Source organism: Achromobacter sp. JCM 18799 (assembly GCF_055395645.1).
Map to the genome: position 1 here is coordinate 6,309,044 of NZ_AP043866.1, position 18,838 is coordinate 6,327,881.

Consider the following 18,838-nt stretch of genomic DNA (forward strand, 5'->3'; position numbering starts at 1 on the left):
CGGCGCGCCGCGCCGCAATCTGGGGTGGAAATTGGTTGGCGAAAAAATGTTAGCTTATTTTGGCGCCAATATTGCTCAGGGTTTACCAGTGCAAGCAGGCCATGGGCGTCCTGCGTTCAGCGCGTATGGTGGGAGGCGGCGGCCAATTCGGCGCAGGTCTTGAAGCTGGCGCCCGCGGCGCGGAAGCGCTCCAGCAGTTGCTCGACTTTCAGCAGCCTGGCCGCGCGGCCCACGCCGTTGTCGGCGCGCGGATGCAAGGTCAGGCAGGCATAGCCATCGGCCGCGAGCAGCGCGTCGCCTTGTTCCACCCAGTGCGCGTAGGCGCGGTCCTGCGTCACGCGGCGGCTGAAATGGGTGGCGTCGCACAGGCCTTCGCTCCAGGGCAGCTCCAGCATGCCGGGGCCGCCGTCGGCGTCCAGGGCGTAGGGGGCGTCGTCGTCGATTGCGCTGCTGTCGTAGCGATAGCCGAGCCGGTGCAGCAGCGGTACGGTGCTGGCGGTAAACGCGCTGGCATAGCGAAAGCCCTGCGGGGGGGCGCCGGTCAGTTCGGCCAGCCGGTCGCGGGCCCGTTCCAGCACTTCGCCTTCGCGCTCGCCCAGCGCGGGCAGGTCTTCGTAGGCATTGCCTTGCGAGGCTGCCTCGTGACCGTCGCGCAGGCTTTGTTCCAGCAGGCCGCGGCAGCGTTCGGCTTCGAACACCGGCCAGAACAGCGTGGCGCGGATGTCCTGGCGGCGCAGCATGTCCAGCACGCGCGCCAGGCCGCCGCCGTAGGTATAGCGGCCATGCGCGTCGCGGCCGTGCAGCGAGGCTTCCGGCTGGGTCGCGGCTTCGGGGCCGATGCCCTGCACATTGAGGGTGACCAGTACGGTTTTGTCGGCGCTCATGCGCTTCTCCAGGCGTCGGGGCGGGCAAGGCAGTGGCGCGCCAGCGCTTCCAGCGTCATGACGTGCACATCGGGTTGGGCGGCCAGATAGGCCAGGAAGCGGTCCAGCGCCGCGGCGCGGGCCGGCGTGCCGGAACCGCCGGCAGCCTTGGGGTGCACGGTCAGGTGCACATAGCCTTCGGCTTGGCGCAGCGCCTCGAATTCCTGCACCCAGTTGTCATACGCTTCCGCCGCGAGGCTGTGGCCCGAAAAGTAAAACGGATAGTCGTCCAGCGAGACCGTGTTGTTCGGCAGCATGATGAAATCCGCCGTGTCCGCCGGCAGGTAGGGACGGTCCTGGTCCTTTTCGCTGGCGTCGTAGCAATAGCCCAGGCGTCGCAGCGCGGGCAGGGTCCGATGGCTCTTGCGGCCCGAAGGCGAACACCAGCCCGCCGGCGTCACGCCCAGCTCGCGCTGGATGATGCGATGGGTTTTCTCCAGCAGCGCGGGCTCGTCATCGCCCAGGTCCCAGGCTTCGTGCAGATAGCCGTGGGCGGCGATCTCGTGGCCTGCCTCCAGGATGCGGTGGAAGGTCGCCGGATAGTGCTCGACGTCGTAGCCGCAGGCGAAGAACGTGGCAGGCATGCCGTGGCGCGCCAGGATCTCCAGGTGCCGCGCCACGCCGCGGCGGATGGCATAGCGGCCCGCGGTATGGGGACCGGCCGGGAACTGCTTGCGGCCGACCTCGACGGCGGGGCCGTCGACGTGGACGGTGACGCAAACCACCGCGCGCACCGGCGCGGCGCCCGCGGCGCGCAGGCCCTGCGCGCGCAGTTCGCGGTCCAGCGGCAGCCAGGGATTGGCGCTGGCGTCCAAGGGGACGCCGTAGGGTATGCGTTGCATCAGGTGGCCTTGATGTCGGCGTTCTTGATCAGCGTGCGCCACTTCTCGCTCTCAGTCGCGACGAAACGGCTCAGTTCTTGCGGGGTGCTGCCGTGCAGCTCCAGTCCGTTCTGCGTCAACTGCTCCAGGGCGGGCTGCTTGAGCGCGCTTTGCACGGCGCCATTGAGCGTCTGGATGATGGCGGCGGACGTGCCCGCGGGCGCGAACACGCCGTTCCAGCCTATGGCCTGATAGCCGGGAAAGCCCGATTCCGCCACGGTCGGCACGTCGGGCAGCGCCTGCGCGCGCTGCGCCGAGGTCACGGCCAGCGGGCGCGACTTGCCGCCGCGGATGAATTGCTGCTGGTTGATCACCACGTCCATCAGGATCGGAAACTGCCCGCCCAGGAAGTCGTTGACCGCGGCCGCCGCGCCCTTGTACGGCACGCCGGGCAGGTCCAGGCCGGCCGTGGCCTTGAGTAGTTCCATGGCCAGGTGGGCAGAGCTGCCGTTCTGCGTGATGCCATAGAAGTACTTGCCCGGATTGGCCTTGATGAGCGCGACCAGCTCCTGCAGCGTGCGCGCCGGAAACGACGGATGCAACACCAGCACGTTGTTGTAGTAGCAGACCATGGACACCGGCTCGAAGTCCTTGACCGGGTCGTAGCCGATGTTCTGGTACAGGCTCTGGTTCACCGTGTGCGTGCCGGTGGAGCCCAGCGCGATGGTGTAGCCGTCCGGCGCCGAACGGGCGGCCTGCTGCGTGCCGATGTTGCCCGCGGCGCCGCCCTTGTTGATCACGACCACGCTTTGCTTGAGCGCCTCGCCGATGCCCTGGGCCAGCGGACGAGCCACCAGGTCGGTGCCGCCGCCGGCCGGGAAGGGCACGATGAACTGGATGGCACGTTCGGCCGGATAGCCGGCCGCCCAGGCGCGGTCGGGCCGCGCCAGCGCAGCGCTGGCCAAGGTGGCGGCCGAGGCCCCCAGGAAATGCCGGCGGCTGATGCCGCCCTTGGTGCCGCAAGACTGCTTCATGGATTTTCCCCTGATGTTTTCCGCAGGTGCAGTGGCGTGTTGGACGTCAATCTGCTCATTGCTTGAATGTCATTATTCGATAAAAAATAATTCAATCCAATTAGTTTTTATCTATAAATGATAAAAAATAGGAAAACGATAGTTTTGGACTTGAGCTTGGGCTAGGGGCGATAGGCAGCGCCAATGGCACAGGCGCGCCGCACGCACCCCTGTGATACGCTGCGCCCGATCCCGCGTTGTTCCCCGCCCCACGACCGCCATGTCCACCCTGAAGCGAGCCCTAGCGATACTTGACCTCTTCAGTCTCGAAACCCCGGTGCTGTCGGCGGAAGAGATCATTTCGCGCCTGTCGTATTCGGCGCCCACGGGCTACCGCTACATCCGTGACCTGACGGACCTGGGCTATCTGCTGCGGGTGACGGGCGAAGGCTACAAGCTGGGGCCACGCATCATCGAACTGGACCACCTCATCATCGACGGCGATCCGGTGCTGGGCGTGGCGCGCCCGATCATGCGCGAGGTGGTGGACCAGGTGGGCGGCGACGTGCTGCTCAGCGTGATCCACGGCCTGCGCATCCTGAATATCCACCACGAGCGCGGTCCCGACGAGCTGGGCATTCCGCACGGCCGCGGCCGCGCCCATCCGCTGTTCCGCGGCGCCACGGCCAAGACCATCGTCGCGTTCCTGCCGCGCAAGGACCAGCGCCGCCTGTACGAAGCCCATGCGGACGAGATCCGCGACCTGGGCCTGGGCGCGACGCAGGCCGAATTCACCGGCAAGCTGGACCAGATCCGGGTGCAGGGCTTTTATCTGGGAGTGGGCGAGATCTCGCCGGAGCGGGCGGGCATCGCGGTGCCGGTGTTCCAGGAGGACCGCCGCGTGTTCGGCGCGCTGACCGTCACCTTTCTTGCGGCCCGGCTCAACACCATCGCGCAGGACAAGACCACGGCCTTGCTGCAGTCGGCCGCCCGCCGCATCGAATCGCTGGCGCTGGCCACGCGCATGAAGGAACAAGCCCCCGCGCCGTGAGCGCGAGGGCTTGCGTGCGGGCCTGCGGCGATCTTGGCTGGATGCGCTATTGCTGCGCGGCGCGGGCCGGCGACCCCATGGCCTGAAACAACGCCGCCGTTTCGGTCAGGCGCGCATTGGCGTACTCGATCTCGCGCAGGCGGGCCGCCACGTAATGCTGTTCCGCGGCGTATTCGGTATAAGGCGCCAGCGCGCCCAGCCGCACGCGGCTGGCGGTGTTGCGGTAGGACTGTTCGGCCGAGCGGCGCGAGGCTTCGGCGGAGGCCAGCGCCTGCCCGTCGGCATCCAACCGCGACAGCGTGTCGGCCACGTCGCGGAAGGCGGTCAGCACGGTCTGCTTGTATTGCAGCAGCGCGGCTTCGTAGCGTTCCTTGGCCGCGCTGCGTTCGGCCAGCAGCGCGCCGCCATGGAAGATGGGTTGCGTGAGCGTAGCGCCAACCGCCCAGATGGCGCCGGCGCCCGACATCGCCGCGGGCCAATTGAAGCCGCTCTTGCCCATGGACGCGGACAAGGACAGGCTGGGGAACAACTGCGCGGTGGCCAGGCCCACGTCGGCCGCGGCGGCTTGCACCACCGCATCCGCGAACAGGATGTCCGGGCGCGCAGCCAGCAGTTCGGACGGCACCACCACCGGCACTTGCCGCGGCACGGCCAGCATGCTGAAGGCGAGATCGGGTGGGGCCTGGTCTGGGTTGCGGCCCAGCAGCACCGCCAGCGCATGGCGCGTCGCATGCCAGCGCGCGCGCAGGCCGGGCAGGGACGCTTCCAGCGTGGCGGCATCCTGGTCCGCGTCCAGCGCGTCGTTCTGCGAGGCCGAACCCAGTTCGTAGCGGCGCTGCGTGTCGCGCGCCACCTGTCGCGCCAGCACGACCTGCTTTTCCGTCAACGCCACGCGTTCGGCCAGTGCGGCGGCAGTGATGGCGCCGGTGACGATATTGCTGGCGAGCGAACGGCGGGCGGATTCCAGCTGGAAGGCCTGCTGCTCGACCTGGGCCGCGAGCGAGGCGTTGGCAAAGCGCGCCGCGCCGAACAGGTCCAGGTCGTACTTGGCGTGGATCTGGCCGGTGAAGACGTTGTACTGCGCGGTCGGTTCGTGCAGGTTCGGCATGGTCAGCGCGCGCCGGCGGGAGGCGTCGGCGCCCGCGTCCACCGAAGGCAGCAGCGACGAATTCACCTGGCCGCGCAGCTGTTCGCGCGCGCCGGCCAGGTTGCGTTCGGCGGCGGCGAGGTCCGGGCTGTTGGTCAGGCCTTCGGCCACCAGCGCGTTCAGCGCCTCTGATTCATAACGCTTCCACCATTCGGGCACGGGCCGCGCGCCTTGTTCGAAGCGCTGCGCCACGCCCTGGGCGGCGGCGCTTGCGGCGGGCGTGGCCTCGACGCCGTATTGCGCCGGTTGCGCGACCGCGGGCGGCTTGCTGCTGGGCGCGAAGGCGCAAGCGCCCAAGGCCAGCGTCAGGGGCAGGGCGGCCAGGCGCAAGGAAAGTCGGTTCATCGTCATGCTCCCCGTTCCACCGTGTCGCCGGCGTTGGCGCCCGGCGGCACGCCTTCGGGTTCGTCGCGCTCGTCGTGGCGGACGCGGAACCACGCGGCATACAGGGCCGGCAGGAAGAACAGCGTCAGCACGGTGGCGATGGTGATGCCGCCCATCAGGGCGGTGGCCATGGGGCCGAAGAAGTTGCTGCGCAAAAGCGGGATCAGGGCCAGCACGGCGGCCGCGGCCGTCAGGGTAATCGGGCGGAAACGGCGCACGGTGGCGCCGACGATGGCGTCCACGCGCTTGTGGCCGGCGCCGATGTCCTGTTCGATCTGGTCCACCAGGATGACCGAGTTGCGCATGATGATGCCGAACATGGCGATCACGCCCAGCATGGCGACGAAGCCGAAGGGCTTGCCGAACAGCAGCAGCGCCGCGACCACGCCTATCAGTCCCAGCGGCGCGGTCAGCACCACCATCAGCACGCGGGCGAAGCTTTGCAGCTGCAGCATCAGCAGGGTCAGCACGGCCACCGCCATCAGCGGCATCTGGGCGTTGATCGAGGACTGGCCCTTGGCGCTTTCCTCCACCGGGCCGCCCACCTCGACGCGGTAGCCGACGGGCAGTCCGGCGCGCAGGGCGTTGAGCTTGGCGTCGATGGCGCGGGTGACGTCGATGCCTTGCGCGCCAGCGGCGACGTCCGCTTGCACCGTGATGGTGGGCTGGCGGTCGCGTTCCCAGATGACGCCGTACTCCAGGTCATAGCGCACGTGGCCCAGGCTGCCCAGCGGCACCGCGCCGTTGGGCGTGGGCATGGCCAGGGTGCTCAGGCGCGCGGGGTCGATCCGTTCTTCCTGCGGCGCGCGCAGGCTCACGGTGATCAGCTTGTCGCGTTCGCGGTATTGCGTGACCGCGTAGCCCGACAGCGTCATGGCCAGGAAGTCCGAGATGTCGCTGGAACTGACGCCCAGCTCGCGCGCCTTCTGCTGGTCGATCTCGAAGCGCACCGAACGTTCGGACGGCTCGTCCCAGTCGAACTGCACATTGGTCGAACGCGGATCGGCGCGGACTTCGGCTGCCACCTGTTCGGCCACCGCGCGCACGTCGGCGATCTTGTCGCCGCTGACGCGGAACTGCACCTGGAAGCCCACGGGCGGGCCGTTCTCCAGGCGCGACAGGCGGCTGCGGATGGCCGGGAACTGCTCGCGCAGCACGGGCTGCAGCCATTGCGCGAGCTTCTCGCGGTCCTCGACCGAATGCGTGGTGATGACCAGCTGGGCGAAGTTCGGGGTGGCGAGCTGTTGGTCCAGCGGCAGATAGAAGCGCGGCGCGCCGGTGCCGACGAAGCTGACCGAGTGGTCGATTTCCGGACGGCCTTCCAGCGTCTTTTCCAGCCGCTCGACCTGGCGCAGCGTGGCCGCGAACGACGCGCCTTCCTGCAGGCGCACGTCCACCAGCAGTTCGCTGCGGTCGGAGCTCGGGAAGAACTGTTGCGGCACGAAGCGGAAGCAGGCCATGGCAGCCACGAAGACCAGCGCCGTGGCGCCCAGCACCAGGTAGCGGCGGTCCACGCACCAGCCCACCCAGCCGCGCAGGCGCTGGTAGAAGCGGGTGTTGTAGATATCGTGTTCGTGGTCGTCGGGCAGATGGGCTTCGCGTTTGCGCTCGGGCAGCAGGCGGTAGCCCAGCAGCGGGATCAGCACCACGGCGGCGAACCAGGAGGTGATCAGCGCGATGGCGGACACCTGGAAGATGGAACGGGTGTATTCGCCCGTGCTGGACTTGGCCAGCGCGATCGGCAGGAAGCCCGCCACCGTGACCAGGGTGCCGGTCAGCATGGGGAAGGCGGTGCTGGTGTAGGCGAATGCGGCGGCGCGCGCGCGGCTCCAGCCCTGTTCGAGCTTCACTGCCATCATTTCGACCGCGATGATGGCGTCGTCCACCAGCAGGCCCAGCGCCAGCACCAGCGTACCCAGGGATACCTTGTGCAGGCCGATGCCGAACATGTCCATGAACAGCGCCGTGACCGCCAGCACCACCGGGATCGAGATGACCACGACCATGCCGGTGCGCAAGCCTAGCGACACCAGGCTCACGGCCAGCACGATGGCCACCGCTTCGGCCACGGAGCGCAGGAAGTCGTCGACCGAATGCGATACCGCCTTGGGCATGCTGGAGACTTCCTTCAGGGTCAGCCCGGCGGGTAGCTGGGCCTGGAGTTCTTCGAACTTGGCGCTCAAAGCCTTGCCCAGATGGACCACGTCGCGCCCCGGCTGCATGGTGATGCCTATGCCCAGCACGGAGCTGCCGCCCAGCCGCATCTGTTCGACGGCCGGGTCTTGGTAGCCGCGGCGGATGATGGCGATGTCACCCAACCGGATCGATTTGCCGTTGACCCGGATCAGCGTGTCGGCCAGGACGCGGCTGTTGGCGTACTGGCCGCTGGGCCGCACGAAGACGCGGTCGTCGGCGGTGGTCAACGTGCCCGCGCTCGTCACGGCGTTCTGGCTGTTGATGGCCTGGGCGATCTGCTGCGCCGAAACGCCCAGTCGCGTGAGCTGGGTGTTGGAGATCTCGACGTAGATGTGCTCGGGCTGGTCGCCGAAGTAGTCCACCTTGGCCACGCCCGGCACGCGCAGCAGCACGGTGCGCAGCCGGTCGGCGTAGTCGTGCAGCTGGGCGGGCGAAAAGCCGTCGCCCTGCAGCGTGTAGATGTTGGTGTAGACGTCGCCGAATTCATCGTTGAAGAAGGGGCCTTGCACGCCCGGGGGCAGCGTGGCCGAGATGTCGCCGACCTTCTTGCGCACCTGGTACCACTGCTCGGCCACGGCGCTGGCGGGCGCGGAGTCCTTCATGGTGTAGAAGATCAGCGACTCGCCCGGCCGCGAATAGCTGCGCATGAAGTCCGTGTTGGGGGCTTCCTGCAGCTTCTTGCCGATGCGGTCGGTGATCTGTTCCTGCACCTGCTGCGCGGTGGCGCCGGGCCACAGCGTCTTGATGACCATGACGCGGAAGGTGAAGGGCGGATCTTCCGATTGCGCCAGCTTCGAGTACGACAACACGCCGAACAGCGTGATCAGCGTGATGATGAAGACGACCAGCGGCTGGTGCCGCAGCGCCCAGGCCGACAGGTTGAAGCGGCCTTCCTCGTGGCGATGCGCCTGGGTCGCGGCGTCCTGCTGCGGGCCGCTCATGAGGCGAAATCCTCGGGATGCAGCGGCGGCACGGCGCGGACTTTCTCGCCGGCGGCCACCGTGTGCACGCCTTGCCAGACCACGCGTTCGCCGGCCTGCAAGCCCTTGGACAGGGTGACGGTGCGGGCGTCGTAGCGCAGCACCTGGACGCGGCGCAGCTCCAGCGTGTCGGCGTCCGGCTTGACGATCCACACGGCGGGCGCGGGGCCGTCATGGAACAGCGCGGTGGCCGGCACCGTGTAGGTCGTCAGGCTTTCGCCTGAGCGGTTGTCGAAGCTGATGTTGGCCGTCATGCCCAGGCGCACCTCCGGGGTCGGGGATTCCAGCGTGAGCTTGGCGCGATAGGTGCGGCTTTGCGGATCCGCAGCCGGCGCGATCTCGCGCAGCACCGCGGAAAACGTCTGGCCGGGCAGGGGGCCGAGCGTGACGCTGGCGCGCTGGCCGATGGCCAGGCCTGCCAGCACGCTTTCCGGTACGTCGCAGATGGCATCGATGTCGCCGGACCAGGCCAGGTTGTAGACCGGCTCGCCGGCGGCCACGTTCTGTCCGGTGTCTGCCTGTTCCGCGGTGATGACGCCAGCATGGTCGGCCTGCAGCGTGGTGTATTTGAGCTGGTCGGCCGCCAATGCCGCCTGCTGTTGCGCCTGGTCGCGCTGCGCCAATGCCGTGGCGTAGTCGTTGCGGGTTTGCTCCAGCTGGGTCGCAGCGATCAGGTTTTCGCGGGCCTGGGCGCGGTCGCGGTCCAGCTGCTGGCGCGCATAGTCCAGCTGGTGCTGGGCCGCCGACAACTGCGCGCGGGCGCTGGCCGCGTTCTTGGCGGCGTCGGCCGGATCCAGCTTCGCGACGATCTGCCCGGGGGTGACGGCATCGCCCAGTCGGACCTGGCGCTCGATGATCTTGCCGCCCACGCGGAACGACAGCGGCGTGCTGTAGCGCGCTTGCACTTCGCCAGGCAGCGTCCAGGCCGGCAAGCGTTCATCGGCCTGGGCCGGCATGGCGACCACCGGACGCGGCGCGGGCGGGGGCGCCTCGTTGCGGCCGCAGGCGGCCAGCAACAAGGCGAGGGCGGCTGCGCCCGGCAGCGACAACAGGCGCGGCCAACGGCGGGAACGGGTGGAGGGCGAAAGCGGCGCCGCGGGGGCGGCCGCGGCGGAGCGCGCGGCAAGGCGCGCGGCAGGGCCAGGGCAAGTCACGTAACACCTCGCGGCGCGGAAATTCGGGAATAAGGGCCGGTTCCGGCCCGATACGGCCTGGATTCTAATACAGGTATGAATTCAGATTCAATGGTGAATTTGAAATGCGCCCCAGTGCTAAACTCGCGCCATGTCAAAAGTCCGCCTTACGCGAGAGCAAAGCCGTGATCAGACGCGCCAGCGTCTGCTCGACGCTGCGCAATCGATTTTTGTAGCGAAAGGGTTTGTGGCGACCAGCGTGGAGGACATCGCCGAACAGGCGGGCTACACGCGCGGAGCCTTCTATTCCAATTTCAGCAGCAAGTCCGAACTGTTCCTGCAACTGCTCAGACGCGACCACGAAAGCGTCATGAACGAGATGCGCGCCATCTTCGAGGACGGGTCGTCGCGCCCGCAGATGGAAGCGCGCGTGCTCGAGCACTACTCCACGCACTTTCGCCAGAACGACTGTTTCCTGCTGTGGATGGAAGGCAAGCTGCAGGCGGTCCGCGACCCTGAATTCCGCGAGGGCTTTCTGGCCTGTATGCGGGAATTGCGCGCAGCCGTCACGGACTACGTGCAGCAGTTTTCGGCCCGGGTCGGCACGCCGCTACGCATGCCGCCGGAGCAAATGGCGCTGGGCTTGCTGGCCCTGTCGGACGGCATGCAGTTCAGCTATGCCTTCGACCCGCAGGCCGTCACGCCGGAAATGACCGAGGCCGTGCTGGCCGGTTTCTTCCGCAGCGTGGTCTTCGGCGAACCGAAGACCGAGTAAGGCGGCCGGTCCCCGGCCTCAGGCCAGCAATTCCGAGATTTCGATGAGGTTCAGGTCCGGATCCCGCAGGTAGACCGAGCGGATCTTGCCGGTCGCGCCGGTGCGCGGCACCGGGCCTTCGATGATCCGGGCGCCTTCGCGGTTCAGATGCGCGATCACCTCTTCCAGCGGACGGTCGGCGATGAAGCACAGGTCCAGCGCGCCCGGCACGGGCAGGTGGGCCTTGGGTTCGAACTCATGGCCGCGCACGTGCAGGTTGATCTTCTGGTTGCCGAAGCGCAGCGCCTGACGGTTCTCTCCGAACGTCTCCAGGCGCATGCCCAGGATCCGGGTATAGAAGTCCACCGTGGCGGCGGGGTCGGTGCAGGTCAGGACCAGATGGTCCAGGTGATCGATCATGGATATCTCTCCTCTGGCCGGCCCGGCTTGAGGTTACTGATTGTCAGACGGCCTTAGGCCGTGATAGTAATACTTGCGGCGCGCGCCGGACTGAGGGGGACGCGCGCTGGAATTTCCAACCCTCGGGCGAAAGGAGCGGCAGCATGACTTCAGAAACCCGACCATCCACCATCAATCGTCCCGTGTTTTTTCCGGCGGCCGTGTTCACGCTGCTGCTGGTGGGATTCGCGATCCTGGCGCCCAAGGTCGCGCAAGGCCTGTTCGAGTCCATGCAGGGCTGGATCCTGGGCAACGCCAGCTGGTTCTACATCCTGGTCGTGGCCATCATCCTGATAGCGGTGGTGTTCCTGGCGGTCAGCCGGTACGGCGACATCAAGCTGGGGCCCGACCACAGCGAACCCGATTACCGCAACTTCACCTGGTTTGCGATGCTGTTCTCCGCGGGCATGGGGATCGGCCTGATGTTCTTCGGCGTGGCCGAGCCCGTGATGCACTTCATCGCGCCGCCGGTGGGCGAAGGCGGCACCGCCCTCGCGGCGCGCGAATCCATGAAGATCACGTTCTTCCACTGGGGGCTGCATGCCTGGGCCATCTACGCGGTGGTGGCGCTGATTCTGGCTTTCTTCAGCTATCGGCACGGGCTGCCGCTGACCTTGCGTTCGGCGCTGTATCCGCTGATCGGCAACCGCATCCACGGGCCTATCGGGCATGCGGTCGACATCTTCGCCATCATCGGCACGGTGCTGGGCGTGGCCACTTCGCTGGGCCTGGGCGTGGCGCAGATCAACAGCGGCCTGAACCACCTGTTCGGCATTCCGGTGGGCGTGACCACGCAGATCATCCTGGTCGTCGTCACCTGCGGCTTGGCGACCCTGTCGGTGGCCAGCGGCCTGGACAAGGGCATCCGCATCCTGTCCGAGACCAATCTGGTGCTGGCGGCGGTGCTGCTGCTGTTCGTGCTGGTGGTCGGCCCCACGGTATTCCTGTTCCAGACCTTCGTGCAGAACACGGGCGCTTACCTGTCCGATATCGTCAACAAGACCTTCAACCTCTACGCCTATGAACCGACCGACTGGATCGGCGGCTGGACGCTGTTCTACTGGGGCTGGTGGATTGCCTGGTCGCCCTTCGTGGGCCTGTTCATCGCGCGCATTTCGCGCGGCCGCACCATCCGCGAATTCGTCACCGGCGTGCTGCTGGTGCCGGCCGGCTTCACGCTGTTCTGGATGACGGTGTTCGGCGATACCGCCATCCACATGATCCTGGTCGACAAGGTGCAGGGCCTGGCGGAAGTGGTGCAGGCCGATTCTTCCCTTGCGCTGTTCGCCTTCCTGGAACAATTGCCCTGGAGCGGGGTGCTGTCCGTCGTCGCCATCGCGATGGTGGCGGTGTTCTTCGTCACCTCGGCCGACTCGGGCGCGCTGGTGGTCGACCTGCTGGCTTCCGGCGGCTCGGACCGCACGCCCGTGTGGCAACGCATCTTCTGGTCGGTGCTGATGGGGGCGGTGGCGATCGCGCTGCTGCTGGCCGACGGCCTGACAGCGTTGCAGACCGCTACCATCGCCAGCGCGCTGCCTTTCTCCATCATTTTGCTGCTGTCGCTGTGGGGCCTGTTCAAGGCGCTCAAGCTGGACGCGACCAAGCGCGGCATCCGCTATCAGTCGCTGACGCTGTCGCGCCCGGCGCGCGGCGGACAGTCTTGGGAGCGGCGGCTGCGCAACATGGTCATGATGCCGCGCCGCGCCCATGTGCAGCGCTTCATCGGCGACGTGGTGCGCCCCGCATTGGAAGACGTGGCGGATGAACTGCGCAAGCAGGGCTATCAAGTGGAAGTGCGCGAACACGGCAACGATGAGGGCGTGATCATGGAAGTCTCCCATGGCGAACACCTGGACTTCTCCTACGCCGTGCTGCCGGAGGCCTTCGTACGCCCCAGCCTCACGCCCGAGGAAGCGGCCGACGAGGAAGAGCGCAAGTACTTCCGCGCCGAGGTCCACCTGCGTGAAGGGGGGCAGGATTACGACATCATGGGCTGGAGCCGCGATGCCGTTATCGGCGACATCCTGGACCAGTACGAACGCCACCGCCACTATCTGCACATGGTGCGGACCTAGCCGCGCCGTACCCCGCGAAACCGCCAGCTTGCTGGCGGTTTTTTTATGCCCACACGCCCCGCAGGGGCTTGCACGCCATAGTCCGCCGCTATGCCGGGGATTGGATTAGCCCTTTTGACGAAATGCCCGATATCGTGGATTATCCAAGAACATTCTTTGATAAATAGCGAGTCAATCATGAAGGCGAAATCAGGAGCGTGGGCGGCCGGGGTCGTGGCGCTGGCGCTGGCGGGCGGCGGGCTGTACTGGAAGTACGGCGGCGCGCAGCAAAAGGGCGGCTGGGCCATGGCGCCGGCCAAGGTCGCGGTGGCCGCCGCGCGGCAGGCGGACTTCCCGGTCACGCTGAGCGGCATCGGCTCGCTGGAGGCCGCGCGCCAGGTGCAGGTCGCGGCCGAAGTGGACGGCCGGGTCGACCGTATCCTGTTCGCCTCGGGCGCGCAGGTCCAGGCCGGCCAGTTGCTGGTGCAGTTGAACGACGCGCCCGAGCAGGGCGAACTGGCCCGCTTGCAGGCCCAGGCGCGCAATGCGCGCGCCTTGCTGGATCGCACCCGCCGCCTGCTGCCGCAGCAGGCCGCCACGCGCGAACAGCTGGACCAGGCGCAGGCCGACTACGACCAGGCCGCGGGCGACATCAAGCGGGTGCAGGCGCTGATCGAGCAAAAGCGCGTCAAGGCGCCGTTTGACGGCGTGCTGGGCGTGCGCCGCGTGAACCTGGGGCAATTCGCCCGCGCCGGCGATCCGCTGGTATCGCTGACCGACGCTTCCGCCATGTATGCCAACATCACCCTGCCCGAGCAGGCCATGGGTGCGTTGCGCGCGGGCCTGCCGGTGGCGGTGACTGTCGACGCCCATGCGGGCCGCGTCTTCGAAGGCCAGATCAGCACCGTGGAGCCGCAGGTGGATGCGGGATCGCGCACCGTGCGCGTGCAGGCGACCCTGCCCAACGCCGACCGCGCGCTCGCGGCCGGCATGTACGCCCAGGGCCAGATCGGCCTGCCGGCGCGCCCCGGCGTGATCACCGTGCCGGAAACCGCGGTCAGCTACAGCGCCTATGGCGATTCCGTCTACGTGCTGAACCCGCCCAAGGCGGGCGAGGCGTCCACCGGCCCGACGGTCCGGCAGGCCTACGTGAAGACGGCCGAGCGCGTGCGCGGCCGCGTGGTCGTGACCGAAGGCCTGCAGGCGGGCGACCAGGTCGTGACCTCGGGCCAGCTGCGCCTGCACAACGGCGCGGCGGTCGAGGTCAGCGCCCAGGACACCGTGGCGCTGGACGCCGCGCAGCAGACCGTGGCGCAAGTCCGGTGAGGGCGCGGAGCAGAACATGAAATTCACCGATCTCTTTGTACGCCGGCCGGTGCTGGCGCTGGTGGTCAGCACGCTGATCCTGCTGCTGGGCATCAAGGCCCTGAGCGGCCTGCCGGTGCGGCAGTATCCGCTGACCGAAAGCACCACCATCACCATCACCACCCAGTATCCGGGCGCTTCGCCCGATCTCATGCAGGGCTTCGTCACCCAGCCCATCGCGCAGTCCGTGGCCACGGTGGAAGGCATCGACTACCTGTCGTCTTCCTCCACCCAAGGCCGCAGCGTGATCACGGTGCGGATGAAGCTGAACGCCGATTCCAACAAGGCCATGACCGAGGTGATGGCCAAGGTCAACGAGGTCAAGTACCGCTTGCCGCAGGACGTGTACGACCCTGTGCTGGTCAAGTCCGCCGGCGAGGCGACCGCCGTGGCCTATGTGGGCTTTTCCAGCAGCACCTTGTCGCTGGCGTCATTGACCGACTATTTGTCGCGCGTGGTGCAGCCGCAGCTCTCGTCCATCGACGGCGTGGCCAGCGTGGAGCTCTACGGCGGGCAGAAACTGGCGATGCGGGTGTGGCTGGACCCGAACCGGATGGCGGCGCGCGGTATTTCCGCGGGCGAGCTGGCCGACGCGCTGCGCGACAACAACGTGCAGGCGGCGCCGGGACAGGCCAAGGGCCTGTACGTGGTGTCCAACATCCAGGTCAACACGGACCTGGTCAACGTCGCGGAATTCCGCGACATGGTGGTCAAGCGCGAGGGCGACGCGATCGTGCGCCTGGGCGATGTGGCCACGGTGGAACTGGGCGCCGCGTCCACCGATTCCAGCGGCCTGATGGACGGCGAGCCGGCGGTGTACTTCGGCCTGAACGCCACGCCGGTGGGCAATCCGCTGGTGATCGTCAAGCGCCTGAACGAGCTGCTGCCCAACATCAAGCAGAACCTGCCGCCCGGCACCAGCGTGCAGGTGCCGTTCGAGCTGGCCCGCTTCATCAGCGCCTCGATCGACGGCGTGGTGCGCACGCTGATCGAGGCCGTCGCCATCGTGGTGGTGGTGATCTTCCTGTGCCTGGGGTCCTTGCGCGCCGTGCTGATTCCGGTACTGACCATTCCGCTGTCCATGCTGGGCGGGGCGGCCATCATGGCGCTGTTCGGCTTCAGCGTGAACCTGTTGACCTTGCTGGCCATGGTGCTGGCCATCGGCCTGGTGGTGGACGACGCCATCGTGGTGGTGGAAAACGTGCACCGCCACATCGAAGAGGGCAAGTCGCCGGTGCGCGCGGCCCTCATCGGCGCGCGCGAAGTGGCGGGGCCGGTGATCGCCATGACCATTACGCTGGCGGCGGTCTACGCGCCCATCGGGCTGATGGGCGGGCTTACCGGTTCGCTCTTCAAGGAGTTCGCCTTCACCCTGGCGGGATCGGTGGTGGTGTCGGGCGTCATCGCGCTGACCTTGTCGCCGGTGATGAGTTCGTTCCTGCTGGACAGCCGCGTTTCCGAGGGCTGGATGGCACGCCGCGCCGAGCATTTCTTCGGACGCCTGGGCGACGCCTATGGCCGCGTGCTGGACGTCTCGCTGCATCACCGCTGGGTGACCGGGTTGATCGCCGTGGCGGTGCTGGCCAGCCTGCCGTTCCTCTACAACGCGGCGCAGCGCGAGCTGGCGCCGGTAGAGGACCAGTCCACCGTGCTGACGGCGATCAAGTCGCCGCAGCACGCCAACATCGACTACGTGGAGAAGTTCGGCCGCAAGTGGGACGACGTCATGAAGACCCTGCCCGAACAGCAGGGGCGCTGGCTGATCAATGGCTCCGACGGCGTCTCCAACAGCATCGGCGGCGTGGACTTCGTGCCCTGGGATAAGCGCCACCGTTCGGCCGACCAGATCCAGGCCGACATGCAGGCCATGGTGAACCAGGTCGAGGGCAGCAACATCTTCGCCTTCCAGCTGCCGTCGCTGCCGGGATCGACCGGCGGGCTGCCGGTGCAGATGGTCATCATGAGCGCGTCCGACTATCCGGTGGTCTACGAGGCCATGGAGGGCTTGAAGAAGGCGGCGCGCGAGAGCGGCCTGTTCATGGTGGTCGACAGCGACCTGGACTACAACAACCCGGTGGTGCAGCTGAAGGTGGACCGCGCCAAGGCCAACAGCCTGGGCGTCACCATGAAGGCCATCGGCGACACGCTGGCCGTGCTGGTGGGCGAGAACTACGTGAACCGCTTCGGCATGGACGGCCGTTCCTACGACGTCATTCCGCAGAGCCTGCGCGAGCAGCGCATCTCGCCGGAGTCGCTGGCGCGCTACTACGTCAAGAGCGCCAGCGGCGCCCAGGTACCGCTGTCCAACCTCGTGACCGTGTCCATGGGCGTGGAGCCCAACAAGCTGACCCAGTTCAATCAGCTCAACGCGGCCACCTTCCAGGCCATTCCCATGCCGGGTGTCACCATGGGCGATGCGGTGCAGTTCCTGACCGACCAGGCCAAGTTCCTGCCCGCGGGCTTCAGCTACGACTGGCAGTCGGACGCGCGCCAGTACAGCCAGGAAGGCTCGGCGCTGATGATCACCTTCATCTTCGCCATCATCGTGATCTACCTGGTGCTGGCGGCGCAATACGAGAGCCTGCGCGATCCCTTCATCATCCTGGTGAGCGTGCCCATGTCGATCTGCGGCGCGCTGATACCGCTGGCGCTGGGCATGGCCACCATCAATATCTACACCCAGATCGGGCTGGTGACCCTGATCGGCCTGATCAGCAAGCACGGCATCCTGATGGTGGAGTTCGCCAATGAAATGCAGGTCAGCCACGGGCTGGACCGGCGCACCGCGATGGAGCAGGCCGCCCGCATCCGGCTGCGCCCCATCCTGATGACGACCGCTGCCATGGTCATGGGCCTGATCCCGCTGCTGTTCGCCAGCGGCGCGGGCGCGCACAGCCGCTACAGCCTGGGCCTGGTCATCGTGGTGGGCCTGCTGGTGGGCACGCTGTTCACGCTGTTCGTGCTGCCCACCGTCTACACCGTATTCGCCCGCGACCACCGCGCAGCGCACGACACGCCGCGCGCCCGGGAACTGGCGCTGGCCCAGGCCGAGGACGCCGCGGCGCCCGCCGCCTCCGCTTAGCCGAAGGAAACCATCATGAAGCATCCACAACTTTCCCTACGCTTGCGCCGCGGCGCGGCCGTGCTGCTGGCCGCGCTGGCCACCGCCGGCTGCGCCGTCGGCCCCGACTACCAGAAGCCCCAGGCCGCGCCGGTGGCGCTGGCCAGCCCTGAACAGGCCCTGTTCTCCACCGATCAATTGCAGCGCGACTGGTGGAAGCAATTGCAGGATCCGCAGCTGGACCGGTTGATCGATCTGGCGCTGTCCCGCAACCTCGACATCCGCATAGCGCAGGCGCGCCTGGCCGAATCGCGCGCGGTGCTGGACGAGAAGGATCTGGACCGGCTGCCCGTGGTCACGCTGGGCGGCGGCTATGAGCGCAGCCTGTCCCAGGCCAATGCTGGCGTCGCGGGTCAACGCAACCTGGCCGAAAGCTATCGGGCCGGCTTTGACGCCACCTGGGAGCTGGACCTGTTCGGCCGGCTGCGCCGGGCGGCCGAGGGCGCCGCCGCGCGCAGCGAGGCGCAGGCCGCGGACCTGGCCCAGACCCGCATCGTGGTGGCGGCCGAAGTGGCGCGCAACTACTTCGAGCTGCGCGGCGCGGAACAGCGCCTGGCCGTGGCGCGCGCCAATCTGCAGAGCCAGCGCGACAGCTTGCGCGTGATCCAGGCCATGGTGTCGGCTGGCCGTGGCGACGAAGGCGACCTGGCCAGCGCGCGCGCCGAACTGGAGACCGTGCAGGCCAGCGTGCCGGTGCAGATCGCGGCCCGGCGGCTGGCGCAGTACCGGATCGCCGTGCTGGCGGGCCTGCGCCCGGTGGAGCTGGGCGAGCTCGATGCGGGCAAGGCGCTGGCTCCCCTGGACACCCGCCTGCCGATCGGCGACGTGAGCGCCTTGCTGTCGCGGCGCCCGGACGTGCTGGCGGCCGAGCGCGGCATGGCCGCTGCCAACGCCGACGTGGGCGTGGCGACCGCCGAACTGTATCCGCGCATCGACCTGGGCGGATTCCTGGGCTTTGTCGCCCTGCGCGGCGCGGATTTCGGCTCATCGGCCAGCCGCGCGTTCAGCGTGGCGGCCACGGCCAACTGGCCCGCCTTCCACCTGCCCACGGCGCTGGCGCGCAAGCGCGGCGCGGTGGCGCGCGCGGACGGCGCCGTCGCCAGCTACGAACTGACCGTGCTGCGGGCGGTCGAGGAACTGGAATCGGCGCTGACGGAATACGGCCAGACCCAGCAGCGCCTGGGCAGCCTGGCGCAGGCGGCCGCGCACAGCGGCAGGGCGGCGGAACTGGCGCAACTGCGCTACCGTGAAGGCAGCACCCCGTATTTGACGGTGCTGGACGCGCAGCGTACGCTTTTGCGCGCCCAGGACGCCGTGGCCGTGGCCGAAACCGAGTCCTATACCCGCCTGATTGCGCTGTACAAGGCGCTGGGAGGCGGATGGGAAGCGCCGGCGGCCGACCCGCAGGCGGCTTCCGGCTGACTGGCAGCCGCGGTT

13 protein-coding genes are annotated in these 18,838 nt (G+C 67.8%); 6 read left to right on the forward strand and 7 right to left on the reverse strand.

From position 1 onward, the window contains the following. Positions 1-116: 116 nt before the first annotated feature. From ACZ5YA_RS29950 to ACZ5YA_RS29960, 3 genes are read right to left on the reverse strand one after another with little or no spacing between them, the layout of a single operon-like run. Positions 117-884, reverse strand: a complete 768-nt coding sequence (locus ACZ5YA_RS29950; RefSeq protein WP_464091631.1) for a polysaccharide deacetylase family protein — start codon at positions 882-884, stop codon at positions 117-119. Beyond that, complete coding sequence (locus tag ACZ5YA_RS29955) at positions 881-1,765, reverse strand: polysaccharide deacetylase family protein (protein ID WP_251877482.1); 885 nt, start codon at positions 1,763-1,765, stop codon at positions 881-883. Before ACZ5YA_RS29955 ends, ACZ5YA_RS29950 begins: the two co-directional genes overlap by 4 nt. Then, positions 1,765-2,778, reverse strand: a complete 1,014-nt coding sequence (locus ACZ5YA_RS29960) for a Bug family tripartite tricarboxylate transporter substrate binding protein (RefSeq protein ID WP_464091632.1) — start codon at positions 2,776-2,778, stop codon at positions 1,765-1,767. The genes ACZ5YA_RS29955 and ACZ5YA_RS29960 overlap by 1 nt, the downstream gene beginning before the upstream one ends. A 259-nt stretch (positions 2,779-3,037) precedes the next feature. Between ACZ5YA_RS29960 and ACZ5YA_RS29965 the strand changes: the two genes are divergently transcribed. Next, positions 3,038-3,808, forward strand: a complete 771-nt coding sequence (locus ACZ5YA_RS29965) for an IclR family transcriptional regulator (RefSeq protein ID WP_280016124.1) — start codon at positions 3,038-3,040, stop codon at positions 3,806-3,808. Between the two features lie 46 nt (positions 3,809-3,854). Here ACZ5YA_RS29965 and ACZ5YA_RS29970 read toward each other — a convergent pair whose 3' ends face one another. From ACZ5YA_RS29970 to ACZ5YA_RS29980, 3 genes are read right to left on the reverse strand one after another with little or no spacing between them, the layout of a single operon-like run. Next, complete coding sequence (locus ACZ5YA_RS29970; RefSeq protein ID WP_059375009.1) at positions 3,855-5,300, reverse strand: efflux transporter outer membrane subunit; 1,446 nt, start codon at positions 5,298-5,300, stop codon at positions 3,855-3,857. Between the two features lie 2 nt (positions 5,301-5,302). Then, positions 5,303-8,476 carry an efflux RND transporter permease subunit gene (locus tag ACZ5YA_RS29975; RefSeq protein ID WP_464091633.1) on the reverse strand — a complete coding sequence of 1,058 codons (3,174 nt, stop codon included), beginning with the start codon at positions 8,474-8,476 and terminating at the stop codon, positions 5,303-5,305. Further along, positions 8,473-9,669 carry an efflux RND transporter periplasmic adaptor subunit gene (locus tag ACZ5YA_RS29980; RefSeq protein WP_059375006.1) on the reverse strand — a complete coding sequence of 399 codons (1,197 nt, stop codon included), beginning with the start codon at positions 9,667-9,669 and terminating at the stop codon, positions 8,473-8,475. The genes ACZ5YA_RS29975 and ACZ5YA_RS29980 overlap by 4 nt, the downstream gene beginning before the upstream one ends. A 130-nt stretch (positions 9,670-9,799) precedes the next feature. Between ACZ5YA_RS29980 and ACZ5YA_RS29985 the strand changes: the two genes are divergently transcribed. Then, a complete protein-coding gene (locus tag ACZ5YA_RS29985; RefSeq protein ID WP_059375005.1) occupies positions 9,800-10,423 on the forward strand; it encodes a TetR/AcrR family transcriptional regulator in 624 nt (207 codons plus the stop codon). 18 nt (positions 10,424-10,441) lie between these two features. On the opposite strand, the gene ACZ5YA_RS29990 is transcribed toward ACZ5YA_RS29985, so the two are convergent. Then, positions 10,442-10,822 (reverse strand): VOC family protein, encoded by a 381-nt coding sequence (locus ACZ5YA_RS29990; RefSeq protein ID WP_059375003.1) that lies wholly within the window; start codon positions 10,820-10,822, stop codon positions 10,442-10,444. Positions 10,823-10,965: 143 nt separating this feature from the next. Here ACZ5YA_RS29990 and ACZ5YA_RS29995 point away from each other — a divergent pair, with 143 nt between their 5' ends. The 4 genes from ACZ5YA_RS29995 (at position 10,966) to ACZ5YA_RS30010 (ending at position 18,823) form a co-directional block, all read left to right on the forward strand. Beyond that, positions 10,966-12,936 carry a BCCT family transporter gene (locus ACZ5YA_RS29995; RefSeq protein ID WP_464091634.1) on the forward strand — a complete coding sequence of 657 codons (1,971 nt, stop codon included), beginning with the start codon at positions 10,966-10,968 and terminating at the stop codon, positions 12,934-12,936. A gap of 177 nt (positions 12,937-13,113) precedes the next feature. Continuing rightward, a complete protein-coding gene (locus tag ACZ5YA_RS30000) occupies positions 13,114-14,241 on the forward strand; it encodes an efflux RND transporter periplasmic adaptor subunit (RefSeq protein WP_464091635.1) in 1,128 nt (375 codons plus the stop codon). Positions 14,242-14,257: 16 nt separating this feature from the next. Continuing rightward, positions 14,258-17,362, forward strand: a complete 3,105-nt coding sequence (locus ACZ5YA_RS30005; RefSeq protein ID WP_059374997.1) for a MexW/MexI family multidrug efflux RND transporter permease subunit — start codon at positions 14,258-14,260, stop codon at positions 17,360-17,362. 15 nt (positions 17,363-17,377) lie between these two features. After that, a complete protein-coding gene (locus tag ACZ5YA_RS30010; protein ID WP_464091636.1) occupies positions 17,378-18,823 on the forward strand; it encodes an efflux transporter outer membrane subunit in 1,446 nt (481 codons plus the stop codon). The last annotated feature ends 15 nt before the right edge of the window (positions 18,824-18,838 follow it).